The sequence below is a fragment of the Massilia rhizosphaerae genome (genome assembly GCF_016093545.1).
GTDB classification, from domain to species: Bacteria; Pseudomonadota; Gammaproteobacteria; order Burkholderiales; family Burkholderiaceae_D; genus Telluria; species Telluria rhizosphaerae.
In genome coordinates this window covers 419,855-439,808 of the sequence record NZ_JADKYX010000001.1, presented here as the reverse complement: position 1 = coordinate 439,808, position 19,954 = coordinate 419,855, and the positions used below count along the sequence as shown (strand labels likewise).

15 protein-coding genes and 3 tRNA genes are annotated in these 19,954 nt (G+C 64.9%); 4 read left to right on the top strand and 14 right to left on the bottom strand.

Annotated elements, in window-relative coordinates:
• Window positions 1–46: 46 nt before the first annotated feature.
• Window positions 47–1,543 carry an NAD(P)H-hydrate dehydratase gene (locus ISF28_RS01885; protein ID WP_198115426.1) on the top strand — a complete coding sequence of 499 codons (1,497 nt, stop codon included), beginning with the start codon at window positions 47–49 and terminating at the stop codon, window positions 1,541–1,543.
• Between the two features lie 36 nt (window positions 1,544–1,579).
• Here the strand turns inward: ISF28_RS01885 and ISF28_RS01880 are convergent, their stop codons facing one another.
• Together ISF28_RS01880 and ISF28_RS01875 are read right to left on the bottom strand one after the other, a co-directional pair.
• Window positions 1,580–2,284 carry a PEP-CTERM sorting domain-containing protein gene (locus ISF28_RS01880; RefSeq protein ID WP_198115425.1) on the bottom strand — a complete coding sequence of 235 codons (705 nt, stop codon included), beginning with the start codon at window positions 2,282–2,284 and terminating at the stop codon, window positions 1,580–1,582.
• 154 nt (window positions 2,285–2,438) lie between these two features.
• Entirely contained in the window at window positions 2,439–3,158 is a 720-nt protein-coding gene (locus ISF28_RS01875; RefSeq protein WP_198115424.1) for an ABC transporter ATP-binding protein, read from the bottom strand.
• Between ISF28_RS01875 and ISF28_RS01870 the strand changes: the two genes are divergently transcribed.
• Window positions 3,157–3,789 (top strand): arylesterase, encoded by a 633-nt coding sequence (locus ISF28_RS01870; RefSeq protein WP_198115423.1) that lies wholly within the window; start codon window positions 3,157–3,159, stop codon window positions 3,787–3,789. The genes ISF28_RS01875 and ISF28_RS01870 overlap by 2 nt on opposite strands.
• Complete coding sequence (gene mnmH, locus ISF28_RS01865; RefSeq protein ID WP_198115422.1) at window positions 3,789–4,853, top strand: tRNA 2-selenouridine(34) synthase MnmH; 1,065 nt, start codon at window positions 3,789–3,791, stop codon at window positions 4,851–4,853. Before ISF28_RS01870 ends, mnmH begins: the two co-directional genes overlap by 1 nt.
• Before the next feature lie 113 nt (window positions 4,854–4,966).
• Here the strand turns inward: mnmH and ISF28_RS01860 are convergent, their stop codons facing one another.
• From ISF28_RS01860 to ISF28_RS01805, 12 genes are all read right to left on the bottom strand, one after another.
• Complete coding sequence (locus tag ISF28_RS01860) at window positions 4,967–5,398, bottom strand: GNAT family N-acetyltransferase (RefSeq protein ID WP_198115421.1); 432 nt, start codon at window positions 5,396–5,398, stop codon at window positions 4,967–4,969.
• A 107-nt stretch (window positions 5,399–5,505) separates the two neighbouring features.
• The gene (locus tag ISF28_RS01855) at window positions 5,506–7,425 is read right to left on the bottom strand and encodes a SurA N-terminal domain-containing protein (RefSeq protein ID WP_198115420.1); all 1,920 of its coding nucleotides are present in this window, start codon (window positions 7,423–7,425) and stop codon (window positions 5,506–5,508) included.
• 81 nt (window positions 7,426–7,506) lie between these two features.
• Window positions 7,507–7,583, bottom strand: a tRNA-Asp gene (locus ISF28_RS01850).
• Window positions 7,584–7,636: 53 nt separating this feature from the next.
• Window positions 7,637–7,713 (bottom strand) — tRNA-Asp (locus ISF28_RS01845).
• Between the two features lie 90 nt (window positions 7,714–7,803).
• On the bottom strand, window positions 7,804–8,121 hold the full coding sequence (locus tag ISF28_RS01840; protein WP_198115668.1) for an HU family DNA-binding protein: 318 nt from the start codon (window positions 8,119–8,121) through the stop codon (window positions 7,804–7,806).
• 98 nt (window positions 8,122–8,219) lie between these two features.
• Entirely contained in the window at window positions 8,220–10,628 is a 2,409-nt protein-coding gene (gene lon / locus ISF28_RS01835; RefSeq protein WP_198115419.1) for an endopeptidase La, read from the bottom strand.
• 269 nt (window positions 10,629–10,897) lie between these two features.
• Entirely contained in the window at window positions 10,898–12,166 is a 1,269-nt protein-coding gene (clpX, locus tag ISF28_RS01830) for an ATP-dependent Clp protease ATP-binding subunit ClpX (RefSeq protein ID WP_056129433.1), read from the bottom strand.
• Window positions 12,167–12,345: 179 nt separating this feature from the next.
• Entirely contained in the window at window positions 12,346–12,963 is a 618-nt protein-coding gene (gene clpP / locus ISF28_RS01825; RefSeq protein ID WP_082548189.1) for an ATP-dependent Clp endopeptidase proteolytic subunit ClpP, read from the bottom strand.
• A gap of 81 nt (window positions 12,964–13,044) precedes the next feature.
• Window positions 13,045–14,385 carry a trigger factor gene (gene tig / locus ISF28_RS01820; RefSeq protein ID WP_198115418.1) on the bottom strand — a complete coding sequence of 447 codons (1,341 nt, stop codon included), beginning with the start codon at window positions 14,383–14,385 and terminating at the stop codon, window positions 13,045–13,047.
• A 32-nt stretch (window positions 14,386–14,417) separates the two neighbouring features.
• A tRNA-Leu gene (locus ISF28_RS01815) sits at window positions 14,418–14,504 on the bottom strand.
• A 232-nt stretch (window positions 14,505–14,736) separates the two neighbouring features.
• On the bottom strand, window positions 14,737–17,859 hold the full coding sequence (locus tag ISF28_RS01810) for an efflux RND transporter permease subunit (RefSeq protein WP_198115417.1): 3,123 nt from the start codon (window positions 17,857–17,859) through the stop codon (window positions 14,737–14,739).
• Window positions 17,856–19,007: an efflux RND transporter periplasmic adaptor subunit gene (locus ISF28_RS01805; protein WP_198115667.1), complete on the bottom strand. Its 1,152-nt coding sequence runs from the start codon at window positions 19,005–19,007 to the stop codon at window positions 17,856–17,858. Before ISF28_RS01805 ends, ISF28_RS01810 begins: the two co-directional genes overlap by 4 nt.
• Before the next feature lie 105 nt (window positions 19,008–19,112).
• On the opposite strand from ISF28_RS01805, the gene hpnC reads away from it, so the two are divergent.
• Window positions 19,113–19,922: a squalene synthase HpnC gene (gene hpnC, locus ISF28_RS01800; RefSeq protein ID WP_198115666.1), complete on the top strand. Its 810-nt coding sequence runs from the start codon at window positions 19,113–19,115 to the stop codon at window positions 19,920–19,922.
• Window positions 19,923–19,954: the final 32 nt, after the last annotated feature.

The window sequence follows — 19,954 nt, the reverse complement described above, 5'->3', positions numbered from 1 at the left end:
TTGGCAAAATGCACGCTTTTGGAACACCCTCGTCTTTGGAGCCCGCATGGACAAACCCCTCTACAGCGTCGCGCAGATCCGCGCCATCGAACAGGCCGCGCAAGCGCAGCTTCCGCCCGGCGCGTTGATGCAGCGCGCGGGCGAGGCCGCCTCCACCTATGCGCTCGAAGTGCTGGGCGGCCTGCCGACGGGGCGCATCCTCGTGCTGGCCGGGCCCGGCAACAATGGCGGCGACGCGCTCGAAGTCGCGGCAAACCTGGCCAACCTGGGTGCCTGTGTCGACGTCGTGCACCTGGCGGGCGCGGCGCCGTCGCCGGAGGCGCAACGCGCGCTCGAGCGCGCGCAGGCCAGCCGCGCCCGCTTCGTGGAAGGCATCGACGACGCCCATGGCTGCTGCCTCGTCGTCGACGGCCTGTTCGGCATCGGCCTCGCGCGAGCGCTCGCGGGACGCGCGCGCGAGCTGGTCGAACGCTCGCACGGCATAGCATGCCCCGTGCTGGCGCTGGACGTGCCGAGCGGCCTCGATGCCGACACCGGCGGCGTCGTCGGCCCGGACGGCGTCGCCGTGCGCGCCACGCACACGATCACCTTCCTCGGCAACAAGCCGGGCCTGCACACGGGCGACGGCTGCGACCACGCGGGCCGCGTCCACGTCAACCGCCTCGGCACCGCCACCCTGCACATGGAGGTGGCGCACGCGCGGCTCAACGCGCCCGCGCTGTTCGCCGGTCTGCTGGCGCCGCGCCGCCGCAATTCGCACAAGGGCAGCTTCGGCGACGTGGCCGTGCTGGGCGGCGCGCGCGGGATGGCCGGCGCGGGCATCCTGGCCGCGCGCGCCGCGCTGTATGCCGGTGCGGGCCGCGTGTTCGTGGCCGCCGTCGATCCGGGGCCGGGCCTCGATCCCCTGCAGCCCGAGATCATGTTCCGCGACGGCGCCGGCTTCGCGTTCGACGGCCGCACCGTCGTCGCCGGCCCGGGCATGGGCGAATCGGCGGGCGCCACGCATTTGCTGTCGAAGGTCGTCGACGGCACGGGGCCGCTGCTGGTCGATGCGGACGCGCTGAACCTGTGCGCGGCCAGCCCCGACCTGGCCGCGCGCCTGACCGCCCACGACGGCGCCACCGTGCTGACCCCGCACCCGCTGGAAGCGGCGCGCCTGCTGGGCGTGACGGCCGCCGTCGTCCAGGCCGACCGCCTGGAGAATGCGCGCGAGCTGGCGCAGCGCCTGGATGCCGTCGTCCTGCTGAAGGGCGCGGGCAGCGTCATCGCGCGTCCGGACGGCGAAGTGGCGATCAATACGACCGGCAATCCCGGCCTCGCCACCGGCGGCACGGGCGACGTGCTCGCGGGCTTGATCGGCACCTTGCTGAGCCAGGGCTGGCCCGCGTGGGAAGCGGCGCTGGCGGGCGTCTGGCTGCACGGCGCGGCCGCGGACCGGCTGGTCGCGAGCGGCGCCGGGCCCGTCGGGCTGACGGCAGGCGAGCTGCCGCGCGCGATCCGCGCCGAGCTCAATGCCCTCGTCGAGGACGCCTGTCGCACCTGAGCGTCCGCACGCGGCACCGGCCCGGCGCCGCCGCGCTTAGCGGCCCCGCCGCCGGCGTGCCAGGGTGCCGGTCATGAGCACGCAACCGGACAACAGCAGCAGCACCGAGCCCGGCTCGGGCACCGTCCGGATCCGGCCGTCGAAGAAGACGAACTCGTAGAGCTGGTCGTGCGGCACGGCCAGCGAACCGTCCGCCGCGTGGATCGCGAGGACGTTGGTGCCGTTGCGCAGCAGGCTCGTGAAGTCGGCCAGCAGCGGGTTCGGCTGGCCATTGGCGCGCTTGTTGTCGGACAGCGCCGTCGAGCGCCCGAAGTCGTACCGGATGCCGTTCACGAACATCTCGAACTCGTCGTCGGCGATGACGAGCGCCTGCGCGAGCACCGGCAGCGCGTCCGGCGTCAGCGCGAGATCGAACGTGTAGCGGAACCAGGCCTCGTTCGGACCGTTCTGGCCGTCCGGCACGCCCGGGCGGGGCCAATCCCACATCAGCTGGGCCGCCGTCGGCCCGCCGACGATGTCGGCAGGCGTGGTGACGCCGTTCGGATATGGCGCGTACGCGTGGTCCCACGCGCTGTCGTCGAAATTGATGGCGGTCCAGTCGCCCGGCGCGACGCTGGTGCTGCGCCAGGTGCTGTCGCTGACGATGGGCAGGTTGATGGGAGCGGCCTGCGCATGGGTCACGCACAGGAATGCGGCGGCTGCGGCGAGTTGTTGCACGCGATTGCGGAATCGCTTGGTCATGTCGACATCCTCCAGAAGGTTGCTACGGCAACACGCCCCATCGTCGGGGCGAACGGGAGTCCATTGTCAAATTTGCAAACGAATCCGGCTTGAGAAGAGTCAGTCGAGCGCAGAAATGCGGCGTGCATCGGCACGCGCACACCGGACAACGCAATCAGGCGACGAGCCGGCCGGCCGAAATGGTGAGGATGCGGCCGCAGCGCGCGGCCATGGCGGGGTCGTGGGTGACGAGCACGAGCGTGGAACCCCGCTCGCGGTTCAGGTCGAACATCAGGCGGATGACGGCTTCGCCGGTGGCGGCGTCGAGGCTGCCGGTGGGCTCGTCGGCGAACAGCAGCGGCGGTTCCGTGACGAAGGCGCGGGCGAGCGCGACGCGCTGCTGTTCCCCGCCCGACAGGTACTTGGGATAGTGGCGCAGGCGGCTGCCCAGTCCCACGCGGCCGAGCATCGCCTCGGCCTTCGCGCGCGCGTCGCCGTCGCCGCGCAACTCCAGCGGCAGCATCACGTTTTCCAGCGCGTTCAGGTGCGCGAGCAGCTGGAACGACTGGAACACGAAACCCAGCCTGGCCTTGCGGAACGCGGCGCGGCCGTCCTCGTCGAGGGCGAAGATGTCCGTGCCGTCGAGCACGACCTTGCCCGAGGACGGCGTGTCGAGACCCGCCAGCAGGCCCAGCAAGGTGGACTTGCCGGACCCGGAGGCGCCGACGAGGGCGAGCGTCTCGGCCGGTTGCACGGTAAAATCCACGTCGTGCAGGATGGTAAGCTCGCCGCTGGCATCCGCCACGCGCTTGGACAGGCCGGCGACTTCGATCGCGGGCCTGCCCGTGCCGCCTTGTCCTGCACCGCCTTTTGACGCCTCGGGAATATCACGCATGCTTGCTCTACTCAGGAAATGGACGATCGTGGCCATCGCGGTCCTTGCGATCGCCGCGCCGGGAAGCGCCTATTCTGCCCCAAAAACCGTGCTCGTGGTGGGCGACAGCCTGTCGGCCGAATACGGCCTCGCGCGCGGCACGGGCTGGGTCGCCCTGCTCGAACAGCGCCTGAAGCGCGAGAACATCGACGCCCGCGTCGTCAACGCCAGCATCAGCGGCGAGACGACGAGCGGCGGCCGCACCCGCCTGCCCGCGCTGCTGCGGCAGCACAAGCCGGACGTCGTCGTGCTGGAACTGGGCGCCAACGACGGCTTGCGCGGCCTGCCGGTGCCGGCCGCGGAAGACAATCTGCGCACGATGATCCGGCTGGCGCAGCAGAACCGCGCGAAAGTCCTGCTCGTCGGCATGCGCATGCCGCCCAACTACGGCCGCGCCTACACGGAGCGCTTCGCCCGCATGTACAAGGAACTCGCCGGCACGTACAAGGTGCCGCTGGTGCCGTTCATGCTGGACGGCGTCGCGCAGAACATGGCCAACTTCCAGGCCGACCGCCTGCACCCGCTGGCGGCGGCGCACCCGACCATCCTCAACAACATCTGGCCGCAATTCGCGCCCCTCGTAAAACGATAATGAAATACCCCGCAGTCCTCGGCGTCGACGACGTCCTGCCCATGCTCGACCAGTTCGACACCATCATCGACGCGCGCAGCGAGTCCGAGTTCGCGCTCGACCGCATCCCGGGCGCCATCAATTGCCCCACCCTGGACGACGCCCAGCGCATCCTCGTCGGCACGACCTACAAGCAGGTGGGCGCGTTCGAGGCCAAGAAGATCGGCGCCCCGCTCGTCGCGCGCAACATCGCGCACTACGTCGAGACGCTGTTCGCCGACAAACCGAAGGACTGGAAGCCCCTCGTGTACTGCTGGCGCGGCGGCAACCGCAGCGGCTCGATGGCGCTGATCTTCGCCAAGATCGGCTGGCCCGTCGTGCAGCTGGACGGCGGCTACAAGGCATATCGCGCCTACGTCGCGGCCGCGCTGGACGCGCCGCCGCCGCTCGGGTTCCGCGTCGTCTGCGGCACGACGGGCAGCGGCAAGAGCCGCCTGCTGGAGACGCTGGCGTCCGTCGGCGCGCAGGTGCTCGACCTGGAACGCCTCGCGGCGCACCGCGGCTCCGTGCTGGGCCACTTGCCGGGCGAACCGCAGCCGAGCCAGAAGATGTTCGAGACGCGCATCTGGGATACGCTGCGGCGCTTCGACCCGGCCCGGCCCGTGTTCGTCGAATCGGAAAGCAAGAAGGTGGGCAACCTGCGTGTGCCGGACGCGGTCATGGAACGCATGCGCGCCTCGCCCTGCATCGCGCTGCAGCTGGAGCGCCCGCTGCGCGTGCAGCTGCTGATGGAAGACTACGACCACTTCTGCGCCGATCCGGCCCTGCTGAACGCCCAGCTGGATCATCTCGTGCAACTGCACGGCCGCGCGCGCATCGATGCCTGGCACGAACTCGCGAACACGGGGCGGATGCCGGAGCTGGTGGACCAGCTGCTCGTGGAGCATTACGATCCCGCCTACCTGCGCTCGATCGACCGCAACTTCGCGCAGTATCCGGATGCGCAGGTGCTGACGCTGCCGGGCATCTCGAAGGACGACTTCCTCGCGGCCGCGCAGCGCCTGCACGCGCCGTCGGCCATTTAGAGCCTGTTCCAGTAGGGTGGGCACCCCTGTGCCCACCATGCGTTACTGCGGCGCATACGGTTGGTGGGCGGGGGCCGCCCACCCTACGAGTTCGAGACTACCGAGATAGGTTATCAAAACGGTTCAAGATAGCCGCGCGCCACGGCCTTGTCCGGGTCCGCGAACACGGCCATCGCCGTCGTCATGCGCCGGAAGCCGTGGCGCGCATAAAAGCCTTCCTTGCCGGGCACCGCGTACAGGATGATCTTCGCGTGCCCGCGCGACAGCTCGACCAGTTGCGCAATAAGGTCGTTGCCGAGACCGCGCCCCTGGTGGCTCGGCAGGATCGCGACGTCGCAGATATACGAGCAGTCGTAGCCGTCGGCCAGCGCGCGGCCTGCGGCGACCAGCACCCCGTCCTCGTACGCGAAGCGGCGGAACATGCTGTTCGAGAACACGGTCCGGAGGCGCTCCGGCGGTTTGTCGCCCAGCGGCGCCTTGCGGTACAGCTCGGAAAGTTCATTCCAGTCGACGGTGTCGAGCGCATCGGTCCAGACCAGGGCCATGGCATCCCCAAACGTGATTGATCGAAGGGCGATTGTAACGGCCGCTCGGCCCAAACAAAAAGCCCGGTCCGCTCGCGCGGCCGGGCTTTTTGTCGTGACGCGTCGGCTTATTCGGACCTGGCGCCCAGGTCCGCCGCCTTGACGTTGATCTTGGCCTTCGCCTTGTGCTTCAGCGCTTCGACGAAGCCATAGGTCTCGCCATTGCCGATGGCGCGGCCGATCTGTTCCGCCTCCTGCTTGCGGCGCGCCACGTCCGGCTGTGCCGGCTGGCCCACCTTGACGATGCGGTAGATGCCATAGCCCTGGCCCGGGATGTCGACGCCCACATACGCCGGCAGCTTGCTCACGTCGGCCTTCAGCACGGCGATGGCGGCCGTCTCGTTGATCGGCGGCTGCTTCGTACGCGTGACGGTCTTCGCCTCGCCGAAGCCGGCCGCGTCGCCCGACGCCTTGACGGCCGCCAGCTTCGCTTCGCCGGCCTGGCGTGCCAGCTTGGCCGCCTCTTCCTGCGTGACGCGCTGACGGATCTGCGCTTCGACGTCGGCCAGCGGACGCTTCGACGCCGGTTTGTATTGCACGACGCGGCCGGACACCAGCACACTCGGCGCCACTTCGACGGCTTCCGTGTTGTGCTTGTTCTTCACGGCGTCGTCGGAGAAGATCGCCTTCAGGAATTTCGGGTTGTTGACCGGCGAATTACCGAGCGCGGGGTTCGGCGTCGGGGTCAGGCCGTCGGCGGTCTGGATGGTCAGGCCCAGCTTGTCCGCCACCGGCTTCAGGCTGTCCGACTGCTCGTACACGGTGTTCGTGAACGTCTCGGCCAGTTCCGAATACTTGGCCGACATCTTGGCCTTCTTCAGCTCGGCGACGATTTCCGGCTTGGCGTCTTCCAGCGACTTCTGGCTCTCCGGCACGACCTTGGTGATCTTGATGATGTGGTAGCCGAATTCCGAGCGCACGAGGCCGCTGACTTCGCCTTCCTTCAGGCCATAGATCGCATCTTCGACGGGCTTGACGAACACGCCCTTCTGCACGACGCCCAGGTCGCCGCCCAGCTCGGCCGAGCCCGGGTCCTGCGACTGCGCCTTGGCGATCTTGGCGAAGTCGTTCGGGTTCTTGCGCACTTCGTCGAGGATGGCTTGCGCCTTGGCCTTCGCGGCGGCGTCTTCGGCGGCCGAGGCACCCTTCTTCACATTGATCAGGATGTGGCTGGCAGTACGCTTTTCCGGCGTGGTGAAGCGCGCCTTGTTCTTGTTGTACGCGTCGGCGACTTCGGCATCCGTCACGTTGACCTGTTTTTCGACGGCGGACGGGTCGAAGACGACGTATTCGGCCTTGATCGTCGCCGGCACCTGGAACTGGGCGGCGTTCTTGTCGTAGTACGCCTTGATCATGTCATCCGTAACCTTGACCTGCGACACGTAGTTCGCCGCCGGGAACAACATTTCCTGGACCTCGCGCTCCTCGGAGTTGATGTCCGACAGGCGGTTGGCGACGGTACGCGGCGCGAACGCGGTCTGCTCGACGGAGCCGACGAGCTGCTGCACCGCCAAGTCGTGGCGCATGCGGGCGTCGAACATCTCCGGCGTCATGCCCTGGGCGGCAAGCGCGGCCTTGTAGCGGTCCATGTCGAACGAGCCGTCTTCCTTGCGGAACGCCTGGATGTCGAGGATCGCCTTTTGCAGCGCGGCGTCGCCCACGGTCAGGTGGTTGCGCACGATCTCGGCATTGATGGCGCGCTCGGCCACGAGCTGGTCGAGCACGGCCTGCTTCGCTTCCGGCGTATCGAACAGCTTCTGGTCGAAGCGGTCGCCCATCATCTGGCGGGCCTGGTCGAGCTGGCGGCGCTGGGCGGCCTCCCACTCCTGCTGGGTAATCGCTTTCCCGTCCACGGTCGCCACGCCATCATTGCCGCCGCTGCCGCGATTGTTGTAGCTGCTCACCCCCACCAGCACGAACGACGGCACGATCAGCAACAGCAGCAGGAACTGCATCAGGCGCTGGTGAGTACGGATAAATTCAAACATGGTCAGCCAATCAAGGTTGAAAATGCGTTATCGAAAACTTAAAAAAAAAGGCGAACCGAGGTTCGCCTGTTTTTCTATATCTGGCGGAGCGGACGGGGCTCGAACCCGCGACCCCCGGCGTGACAGGCCGGTATTCTAACCAACTGAACTACCGCTCCAAATTCGTGTATTTCGCAACCTCGAAATCGAAGCCGACAAGGCTGGCGATTCGTGGCGGAGCGGACGGGACTCGAACCCGCGACCCCCGGCGTGACAGGCCGGTATTCTAACCAACTGAACTACCGCTCCACGAAATACTGGGTACTGCGTCAACTGGACAGGCTCGCCGAAAGGCCCGCCGCCAGATGCTTCCTGCTGCGTGTCAGCGCAGCGGAGGCATTAGTTTACTGCATCTTTCAATGCTTTACCAGCCTTAAATTTCGGGACCTTGGCCGCCTTGATCTTGATGGCTTCCTTCGTGCGCGGATCGCGGCCCGTGCGCGCGGCGCGCTCGCCGACGGTGAAGGTGCCGAAGCCGACCAGGGTCACGCTGTCGTTGTTCTTCAACGTGGCCGTCACGGCATTGATCATGGCATCGAGGGCGCGCGCCGCAGAAGCTTTGGTCAGGTCCGCGGACTTCGCGATTTCTTCGATCAGTTCAGTTTTGTTCACTTTCTTCCCTCGTTGTACGTCGGCAAAAAAACCGCAAGGGCGTATTAAACAAGCCGACAATGCGTTGTGTCAAGTAACGCACGAGCAATAGCCGGCAATAAAAAACGGCACCCGAGGTGCCGTTTTCGTGGTGCGCGTCAGGCTCAGTGCTTGACGACGCCGCCCTGCCCTTCGGTCGTCGCGGCGGCCACCGAGGAGGTCACCGCCGGCACGTCGACGATCGCCTCCGGCTGACGCTCCAGCGCCACTTCCAGGACCTTCTCGATCCAGCGCACCGGCACGATCTCGAGCTTGTTCTTGACGTTGTCCGGGATGTCGGCGAGATCCTTCACGTTCTGCTCGGGGATCAGGACGGTCTTGATGCCGCCGCGCTGGGCCGCCAGCAGTTTTTCCTTCAGGCCGCCGATCGGCAGGACTTCGCCGCGCAACGTGATCTCGCCCGTCATCGCCACGTCGGCGCGAACCGGGATGCCGGTGAACACCGACACCAGCGCCGTCGTCATCGCGATACCGGCGGACGGGCCGTCCTTCGGCGTCGCGCCTTCCGGCACGTGGATGTGGATGTCGGTCTTCTCGAACACCTCGCCCTTGATGCCCAGGCGCGACGCGCGGCTGCGCACGACGGTGCGGGCGGCTTCGATCGATTCCTTCATCACGTCGCCCAGCGTACCGGTGCGGATGACGGCACCCTTGCCCGGCACCTGCACGGCTTCGATCGTCAGCAAGTCGCCGCCGACTTCCGTCCACGCGAGACCCACGACCTGGCCGACCTGGTTTTCCTTCTCGGCCACGCCGAAGTCGTAGCGGCGCACGCCCAGGAATTTATCCAGGTTCTTCGACGACACGATGACGCGCTTGTTGTCCTTCTTGAGCAGCAGCATCTTGACGACCTTGCGGCAGATCTTCGAGATTTCGCGCTCGAGCGAACGCACACCGGCTTCCCGGGTGTAGTAGCGGATGATGTCGCGGATCGCGGCCTCTTCGACCTTGATCTCTTCGTCCTTCAGGCCGTTCGCCTTGATCTGCTTCGGCAGCAGGTAGCGCTGCGCGATGCTCGTCTTCTCGTCTTCCGTGTAACCCGCCAGGCGGATCACTTCCATCCGGTCCAGCAGCGCCGGCGGAATGTTGAACGAGTTCGACGTGGCGACGAACATCACGTCCGACAGGTCGAAGTCCACCTCGACGTAGTGGTCCGAGAACGTGTGGTTCTGGGCCGGATCCAGCACTTCGAGCAGCGCCGACGACGGGTCGCCGCGGAAATCCGCGCCCATCTTGTCGATCTCGTCCAGCAGGAACAGCGGATTGCGCACACCGACCTTGGCCAGCGACTGCAGCACCTTGCCCGGCATCGAGCCGATGTAGGTACGGCGGTGGCCGCGGATCTCGGCCTCGTCGCGCACGCCGCCCAGCGCCATGCGGACGTACTTGCGGTTCGTCGCGCGGGCGATCGATTCGCCCAGCGACGTTTTACCGACGCCCGGAGGACCCACGAAGCACAGGATCGGCGCTTTCAGCTTGTCGACGCGCTGTTGCACTGCGAGGTATTCCAGGATGCGTTCCTTGATCTTGTCGAGGCCGTAGTGGTCGGCTTCCAGCACTTCCTGGGCCTTTTCCAGGTCGATCGTGACCTTGGATTTCTTTTTCCACGGCAGCGAAACGAGCGTGTCGATGTAGTTGCGCACGACGGTGGCTTCGGCCGACATCGGCGACATCAGCTTGAGCTTCTTGATCTCGGCCTGGGCCTTTTCCATCGCTTCCTTCGGCATCTTGGCGGCGATGACTTTCTTCTCGAGCTCCTCGATGTCCGCGCCCTCTTCGCCTTCGCCCAATTCCTTCTGGATGGCCTTGACCTGTTCGTTCAGGTAATACTCGCGCTGCGATTTCTCCATCTGGCGCTTGACGCGGCCGCGGATGCGCTTTTCGACCTGCAGGATATCCAGTTCGCCTTCCAGCTGGCCGAGCAGATGCTCCAGGCGCTTGGCGACGTTGAAGATCTCCAGGATGACTTGCTTCTGCTCGAGTTTCAGCGGCAGGTGCGCGGCGACGGTGTCGGCCAGGCGGCCGGCGTCGTCGATACCGGCCAGCGATGCGAGAATCTCGGGCGGAATCTTCTTGTTCAGTTTGACGTATTGGTCGAACTGCTGGACGATCGCGCGGCGCATCGCCTCGACTTCGGAATCGTCGCCGATTTCCGAATTGATCGGGGTCAGATCGGCGATGAAATGGCTGGGATCGTCGTTGATGTGGTCGATGCGTGCACGCTGCGCGCCTTCGACCAGCACCTTCACGGTGCCATCGGGCAGCTTCAGCATTTGCAGAATATTTGCCACGCAGCCGATCTCGTAGATGTCTGCGGCGGAGGGTTCGTCCTTGGCAGCAGCCTTTTGGGCTGCGAGCATGATGCTCTTACCCTGTTCCATGGCGGCCTCGAGCGCCTTGATGGATTTCGGGCGGCCGACGAACAGCGGTATCACCATATGCGGAAACACCACCACGTCGCGCAGGGGCAGCAGGGGCAGCGTCATTTGCTCGGTCAATTTGGAAGTTGTCATGGCATACCTTATAGAAAGCGTGTTGACGATGTGGGAGCACACCTTCGAATCACAAGACCGGCCCAATAAAAATTTTCTACAAGTAAAAAAACTTTAACTTGATACGAATACTAGCCGTTTCTACAAAAGCGGCCGATTCAAATAAAAAAGCCACTTCACAGCATCGGCCGCGAGTGGCTTTTCGATTGAAGCCGTCTTTTGTTGAGATTGATTGTACCGCCTCAACTCAGCGATTCAATAGCTTTGTTGTGTTTGCGCCCGGAAATTTTTCAGTTTTCGCCCGCTGCCTTCGGCGATTCACTGTAAATCAGCAAAGGTTTGGCGCCATTCGTGATCGTATTTTCATCGATGACGACTTTCACGACATTTTGCTGGCTCGGCAATTCATACATGACGTCGAGCAGAGCGTGCTCCAGGATGGAACGCAGGCCGCGCGCGCCGGTCTTGCGCGCCAATGCCTTCTTGGCAATCGCGTGCAGGGCCGCCGGGCGGATTTCCAATTCGGCGCCTTCCATGTCCAGCAGTTTCGAATACTGCTTGATGAGGGCGTTTTTCGGCTCGACCAGGATCTGGATCAGGGCTTCTTCCGTGAGTTCGCTCAGCGTAGCTACGACCGGCAGACGGCCGACAAGTTCCGGAATGAGGCCGAATTTGATCAGGTCTTCCGGTTCCGCTTCCAGCAGGATGTCGCTGACGGAGCGCTGGGTCTGGCTCTTGACGCTGGCCGCGAAGCCGATGCCGCTCTTTTCGGAACGGTTCTGGATGATCTTGTCCAGGCCGTCGAATGCGCCGCCGCAGATGAACATGATGTTCGTGGTGTCGATCTGCACGAAATCCTGGTTCGGATGTTTGCGGCCGCCCTGCGGCGGCACGGAAGCCATCGTGCCTTCGATCAGCTTCAGCAGCGCCTGCTGGACGCCCTCGCCCGACACGTCGCGCGTGATGGACGGGTTGTCGGACTTGCGCGAGATCTTGTCGATCTCGTCGATGTAGACGATGCCGCGCTGGGCCTTCTCGACTTCGTAATTGCAGCTCTGCAGCAGCTTCTGGATGATGTTCTCGACGTCCTCGCCGACATAGCCGGCTTCCGTCAACGTGGTCGCGTCGGCGATCACGAACGGGACGTTCAGCATGCGCGCCAGCGTCTGCGCGAGCAAGGTCTTGCCGGAACCGGTGGGACCCACGAGCAGGATATTGCTCTTGGCCAGTTCAACGTCGTCCTTCTTGCCCAGGTGCTTCAGGCGCTTGTAATGGTTGTACACCGCCACCGACAGGATGCGCTTCGCGGTCTGCTGGCCGATGACGTATTGATCGAGCAGTTCGGCGATCTCGTGCGGCGTCGGCAGGTCGGACTTGGCGCCCGCCACCGATTCCACGTTCGAGGTCTCATCGCGGATGATGTCGTTGCACAAGTCGATGCACTCGTCGCAGATGAAGACCGAAGGTCCCGCGATGAGCTTCTTGACCTCGTGCTGGCTCTTGCCGCAGAACGAGCAGTACAGGAGTTTTTCGCCGCTAGAGGATTTTTTGTCAGACATGGGGCAGGTTTCTGTTGAATTGCTATGAATATAACGCTAATACGAGGGCGCAACAAGTGCGCACGACACCATGCTACCCGATTTGAAAACAAAACGCCCGAAGCGCTGTCGCGTCCGGGCGTATTTGAGCAACAGTTGTCGGGTATCCCGCGCGCAGTCGAAAATCGCGCGGACGTGCCTCAACCGCGGTTCGTGAGAACCTTGTCGATCAGGCCATACTCCACGGCCTCGTCGCTCGACATGAAACGGTCGCGATCGGTATCCTTGTGGATCTGCTCGATCGTCTGGCCCGTGTTGTCCGCCATGATGCGGGCCAGGCGTTCGCGCAGGTACAGGATTTCCTTGGCCTGGATCTCGATGTCCGACGCCATGCCCTGGGAGCCACCGGACGGCTGGTGGATCATGACACGGGAGTTCGGCAGCGAGAAACGCTTGCCCTTGGCGCCGGCGGCCAGCAGGAACGCGCCCATCGAGGCGGCCAGGCCGGTGCACAGCGTCGACACGTCGGGTTTGATGAAGTTCATCGTGTCGAAGATGGCGAGGCCGGCCGACACGGAACCACCCGGCGAGTTGATGTACAGCGAGATGTCCTTGTCCGGATTCTCGCTTTCCAGGAACAGCAGCTGGGCCACGATGAGGTTGGCCATCTGGTCGTTGACAGGACCGACCAGGAAAATCACGCGCTCCTTCAGCAGGCGCGAGTAGATGTCGTAGGCGCGCTCGCCGCGGCCACTCTGCTCGATCACCATCGGCACGAGGCCGAGGGCTTGGGTATCCAATGCCGGATTACGATTCATACCTGTCAATTCCTTTCGAGAAGTTTCGAAGCCGTACTATCTCAGATTTCCCACGAGAATGTCGTTCGGCTTCATCAAGGATTACGCCTGAGCGACGCTACCCATCAGCTCGTCAAAGGCGATGTCCTTGGTCGTCACCTTTGCCTTGCCGAGCACATAGTTAACGACGTTTTCTTCCAATACAAGAGCTTCGACTTCACCCAGGCGGCGGCGATCGCTGTAGTAGTACTTCAGCACTTCGCGCGGATCTTCGTAGCTCTGCGAGAAGTCTTCGATCTGCGCCTTCACCTGCTCTTGCGTCGCTTGCAGACTATTTTCCTGCACCAGTTGCGACAGGATCAGGCCCAGGCGCACGCGGCGCTCGGCCTTGGTGGCGAACAGGTCGGCCGGGAACGGCAGGCTCTTGACGTCCATGCCGCGCTGGGCCATGTCCTGGCGGGTCTGCTCGGCCAGGCGCTGCGAATCCTGCTCGATCATGACCTTCGGCACGTCCATCTCGGTGTGCTTGACCAGCGCGTCCATCACGGCTTCCTTGTTGCGGGCCTTGATGCGGGCGCCGACTTCGCGCTCCAGGTTGACCTTGATGTCGTCGCGCATCTTCTCGATGCTGCCGTCTTCGATGCCCAGCGACTTCGCGAACTCGGCGTCGACTTCCGGCAGGTGCGCCCACTCCAGCTTCTTCAAGGTGATGGTGAACTCGGCCGTTTTACCGGCCACGTCCTTGCCATGGTAGTCTTCCGGGAACGCCAGCGGGAAGGTCTTCGACTCGCCCACTTTCAGGCCGACGGTCGCGGCTTCGAATTCCGGCAGCATGCGGCCTTCGCCCAGCACGAACGCGTAGTCTTCCGCTTTACCGCCCGCGAATTCGACGCCGTCGATGACGCCGACGAAGTCCACGGTCACGCGGTCGCCGTTGGCCGCGACCGGCTCGCCGCCATCGCCATGCTCACCGGCTTCGCCCTTGGTGTGGTAGTGCACGCGCTGCTTGCGCAGGATGTCGATGGTCTTGTCGATCTCGGCGTCGGTGACGTCGGTCTTGACGGTCTCGATCTCGATGTCGGCCAGGCTCGGCAACGACACTTCCGGATAGACTTCGAACGTCGCGTCGAAGGACAGCATGCCTTCCGGCGCGTCCTGCTTCGGCTCGATTTTCGGCATGCCGGCCACGCGCAGCTGGGCTTCGTTGGCGGCGTCGTTGAAGGCCCGGCCCACTTTGTCGTTCAGCACGTCGGATTCGATCTGGTAGCCGTACTGGGCGGCGACCATCTTCAGCGGCACCTTGCCCGGACGGAAGCCCGGAGCGCGAGCGGTCTTGGCCTGCTTCTTGAGGCGCTTTTCAACTTCCGTACGTACGTCGCTCAGCGGAAAAGAGAGAGTCAAGCGACGCTCGAGTTTACCCAGGTTTTCGACAGCAGTTGCCATTGTAAAAATCGTCCAAAAAAATGAATTGTTCGTGGTGCGAGGAAGGGGACTCGAACCCCTACACCATTGCTGGCGTCAGGACCTAAACCTGGTGCGTCTACCAATTTCGCCATCCTCGCGCTGGATTGCTGATCTTGCCACAAAAACAAAGGGCGCCCGACAATGAAACCGGCCGCCCTGCATCCAATGTCTAGGGGCTACAACTTCAACCCGATATTTTACTGGATTTTCTGACACGATTGGGCACATTTTAATTCGTACGTACCCACAAAGGATTCAATTCGTAGGGTGGGCGCCCCGCGCCCACCATAACGTCAGCGTATCGCACGCGTAGACGCGTGGAACGCAAGTTCATACGACGGTCGAACGCGTGGACGGCAAGCCGTCCACCCTACCGCGCACCGGCCGCTTGACGCGGAACCACGCCGCGTACAGCGCCGGCAGGAACAGCAAGGTCAGCGCAGTCGCGACGAGCAGGCCGCCCATGATCGCCACCGCCATCGGCCCCCAGAACACGGAGCGCGACAGCGGGATCATCGCCAGCGCCGCCGCAGCCGCCGTCAGCAGGATCGGGCGGCAGCGCCGCACGGCGCTTTCGACGATGGCGTCCCACGCGGAATGGCCCGCCGCGATGTCCTTCTCGATCTGGTCGACGAGGATCACGGAGTTGCGCACCACCATGCCGAACAGCGCGATCACGCCCAGGTTCGCGACGAAGCCGAACGGCTGGTGGAACAACAGCAGCGCCATCGCCGCGCCGGCGATGCCCAGCGGTCCCGTCAGGAACACCATCACGGATCGCGAAAAGCTGTGCAGCTGCAGCATCAGCAAGGTGAACACGATGAACAGCACCAGCGGCACGTTGGCCGAGATCGAGTCTTCCGCCGTCGAGCTGTTGGCGGCCGCGCCTTCCAGCTTGATGCGGTAGCCGGCCGGCAGCTTCGCACGCAGCGCCGCCAGCTTAGCGTTGACCTGGTCGGACACGGTCGGCCCCTGCACGCCGTCGACGACGTCCGACTGGACCATGATCGCCCACTCGCGCCCGTAGCGCTGCACGACACCAGGCTCCCACACGAATTCGATGCGCGCGAGCTGCGACAATGGCACGGCCTTGCCCGACGGCGTCGCCACGTTCGTGTTGGCGAGCACGGACATGTTCGAGCGCTCGTCCAGCGGCTGGCGCACGACGATGTCGATCAGCCGGTTGCTTTCGCGGAACTGGCCCACCGTCGTCCCCGACAGCACGGTCGCGACCGTGCGGCGCACCGCCTGCGACGTGACACCCAGCGCGCGCAGCTTGTCCTGGTCGAGGTCGAGGCGCAGCACCTTGATCGACTCGTTCCAGTTGTCGTTGACGCCCACCGTGTTCGGGTTGGCGATCATGATCTCCTTCACCTGGTCGGCGAACTTGCGCACGACGCCGATGTCCGGCCCCATCACCTGGAACTGGACCGGATACGGCACGGGCGGCCCGTTCGGCAGCAGTTTCACACGGCCGCGCACTTCCGGGAAGTCAGTCTTGAACACGTTCTCGATCTTGCGGCGCAAGGCGTCGCGCTGGTGCACGTCCTTCGGCAGCACGACGAATTGCGACACGTTAGACGCCGGGAAGATCTGGTCCAGCGGCAGGTAGAAGCGCGGGCTGCCGGTGCCGATGTACGACGTCACGCTGTCCGTCTCCGGCTGCGCGCGCGCGAAGGCTTCGAACTTCTTCGCCAGTGCCTCGTTGACGGCGAAGCTCGTGCCTTCCGGCGTCCACATCTCGACCATCAGTTCGGGGCGGCTCGAATCGGGGAAGAACTGCTTCTCGATGAACTTGAAGCCGAACACGCCGAGGAAGAACACCGCGAGGGACAGCGCGATCGTCGTCTTGCGCCATTCCACGCAGCGGTCGACGAGGCGGCGGAAGCGCATGTACGCCGGCGTGTCGTAGACGTCGTGGTGGCCGTCGCCATGCGGTTTGACGCGCAGGAGGATGAAGCCGATGTACGGCGTGAACGTGACGGCCACGACCCACGACACGATCAGCGCGATCGCGTTCACCGAAAACATCGCGAACGTGTATTCGCCGGCCGCGGATTTCGCGAGCCCGATCGGCAGGAAGCCCGCCGCCGTGATCAAGGTGCCGGTCAGCATCGGGAATGCCGTCGACGTGTACGCGAACGTGGCCGCGTCGAAGCGCGACATGCCCTCCTCCATCTTGCGCACCATCATTTCGACGGCGATGATGGCGTCGTCGACGAGGAGACCCAGCGCGATGATCAGGGCGCCCAGCGAGATCTTGTGCAGCGAGATGTCGAACACGCGCATGAACAGGAAGGTGATGGCAAGCACCAGCGGGATCGTCAGCGCGACGACGAGGCCCGGCCGCACGTCCAGCCGCAACTTCGGCTTGCGATGCAGGCCCAGAGCGACGAACGACACGCCGAGCACGATGACGATCGCCTCGATCAGGCTGTCCATGAATTCGCTGACGGACGCCTTGACGGCCGCCGGCTGGTTCGACACGCGCTCCAGTTCGATGCCGACCGGGAGCTGGCTCTTGATGCGATCCACCGTCTTTTCCAGGCCCTTGCCGAGCTGGATGATGTTGCCGCCCTTTTCCATCGACACGCCCAGGCCGATGACTTCCTTGCCGTTGTAGCGCATCTTGTCGTGCGGCGGGTCGGCGTACGCGCGCTGCACGGTGGCGAAGTCGCCGAGGCGGAACGTCGTGTTCCCCGCGCGCAGGCTCAGGTCTTCCAGCTGCTTGATGGTCTTCAGGCCGCCCGTCACGCGCACCTGCAGGTTTTCCTGCGGCGTGACGAGGACGCCGGCTGATTCGATGCCGTTCTGCGTGGCGATCTGGTTCACGATCTGCTCGAACGGGATCCCCAGCTGGGCGAACTTCTGCTGCGAGAACAGGATGTTGATCTTCTCTTCCTGCACGCCGAACTCCTCAACCTTCGCGACGAGCGGCACGGCGAGCAGTTGCTGGCGCACGAAATCGGCGTAGTCGCGCATCTCGGCGTAGGTGAAACCGTCTCCGGACAGCGCGAAGATGGAGCCGTAGGTGTCGCCGAATTCGTCGTTGAAGAACGGCCCGACGACGCCAGGCGGCAACGTGCCCGCGATGTCGCCGACCTTCTTGCGCACCTGGTACCAGATGCCCGGCACGTCCTTGGGCGGGGCCGATTCGCGCAGTTCCAGGATGATGGTGGTCTCGCCCGGCTTGGAAAAGCTGCGCAGCTTGTCGACGTACGGCGTCTCCTGCAGCTTGCGCTCCAGCTTGTCGGCCACCTGCTGGGCCATCTGCACGGCGGTGGCGCCGGGCCAGTACGCGGTGATCACCATCGCGCGGAACGTGAACGGCGGGTCTTCGTCCTGGCCCAGCTTGCCGTAGCTGACGATGCCGCCGATGAGCAGCGCGGCGATCAGGTAGCGGGTCAGCGGGATGTTCTCCAGCGCCCAGCGCGACAGGTTGAACCCCTTCATTTGGCCGCCCCGCTCGCCGGCACGGGCTTACCGCTCGCTTCGGCCTCCGCGTCGCCGCGGCGCGCCACGTCGGCCGTCAGCACTTTCACTTTCTGGCCCGGCTTGAGCAGGTTGACGCCGGCCGTCACGATGGTCTGGCCGGGCTTGACGCCGCCCGCCAGCAGCACGTCGTTGCCGGACACGCCGCCCACCTGCACGGGCACGAGGCGCACGGCGCCGTTCTCGATCACCCAGACCGACGTCACGCCCTTGTCATGGTACAGCGCGGACAGCGGCACCTTGAGCGCCGCGCCGCCTTTTGCATGGGCCAGCTGGACGACGGCCGTCATGCCGAGGCGGATGTCGTCGCGGGGCGGAATCGACACCTTCACCGTGTACGTGCGCGTGGCCGGATCGGCCACCGGCGCGATCTCGCGGATCTTGCCCGGAATGCTCTGGTTCGGATCGGCCCACAGTTTTACCTTCACGTCGCTCACGTCGCGCAGCTCGTCGACCTGGTCTTCCGGCACGCCGATCACGACTTCCTTCTCGTCGGTCCGGGCCACGCGCACGACCGGCGTGCCGGCTTGCACGACTTGCCCCACTTCGGCGTCGATGCCGGTGACGACACCGTCCGCGTCCGACTCCAGCGTCGCATAGCCCGTCTGGTTGGCCTGCTCGCGCAGCGCGGCGCGGGCCGCCTCCACGGTCGCCAGGGCGGAGTGCGCGGCCGCCGTTTTCTGGTCGAGCACGGCCTGGCTGACGAAGTTCTGGCTGCGCAGGTCCTGGTAGCGCTTGAGGTCCGCGCGCGCCAGCTCGTAATTCGTCTGCGCCGCGCGCAGGTTCGCCTGGGCCTGGGCCTGGCCGAGCCGCAGGTCCTGCGGGTCCAGCTGCATCAGCACCTGGCCGCGCTTGACGACCGTGCCCACGTCGACCTTGCGCGCGCTGATCTTGCCGCCCACGCGAAAGCCCAGGCGCGATTCGTAGCGCGGGCGGACGTCGCCGGAGAATTCCGTCGTCGAACCGACGGCGCCCGTCGCCAGGGTGAGCGCGCGCACGGGACGCACGTCCGCGGGCGGCGCTTCGTTGCGCGAACAGCCGGCCAACAGCGCCGCGACGAGGGTCAGGGGGAGGACGAACGGTGCGGCGCCGCGCGGCCGCAGGGACATCGAGAGAAAAGCAGGCATTGGTTTCCTACTGTCGTGGATTTAACCTACCAATTATAATCATGCAATTATCGCCAGTAAATGACTTTAGAGTCAGCAATCGAAAGCGTGGCCGTCGACCATTACGAAAACTTTCCTGTCGCCTCGATCCTCCTGCCGCGCCGGCTCGTGCCCGCGGTGGAGGCGATCTATGCGTTCGCCCGCAGCGCCGACGACCTCGCGGACGAAGGCGACGCCACGCCGTCCGAACGCCTGGCCGCGCTGCAGGCCTACGAGGCCGCGCTGGACGGCATCGCGGCCGGCACGCCGCCCGACGATCCGATGTTCCGGCGCCTGGCCGCGGTGCTCGCGCAATTCGCGCTGCCGCTGCAACCGCTGCGCGACCTCCTCTCCGCATTCAAGCAGGACGTCGTCACGACGCGCTACCCGGATTTTGCGCGCCTCCTCGATTATTGCCGACGTTCCGCCGATCCCGTCGGACGGTTGATGCTCGGGCTGTACGGCGTCGGCGACGCGGCGAGCCTGCGCGAATCGGACGCGATCTGCACGTCCCTGCAACTCATCAACTTCTGGCAGGACGTGGCAGTCGACATCGCCAAGGGCCGCATCTACCTGCCGCTGGACGACCTGGCCCGCTTCGGCGTCACGCAGGACGCCATCGAACAGGGGCGAACTAGCCCCGACTGGCGCGCGCTGATGCGCTTCGAGGTGGACCGGGCGCGCGCACTGATGCTGGAAGGCGCGCCGCTGGCGACGCGGCTGCCGGGGCGCATCGGCTGGGAATTGCGGATGGTCGTGCAGGGCGGCCTGCGCATCCTGGAAGCGATCGAACGCGTGGATTTCGATGTGTTCCGGCGCCGCCCGCGCCTCAAACGCCTCGACTGGCTCGCCGTCGGTTGGCGCGCAGTACGAATGTGATGCGGTATGTAACGCCCCATCGGCTAAGATAG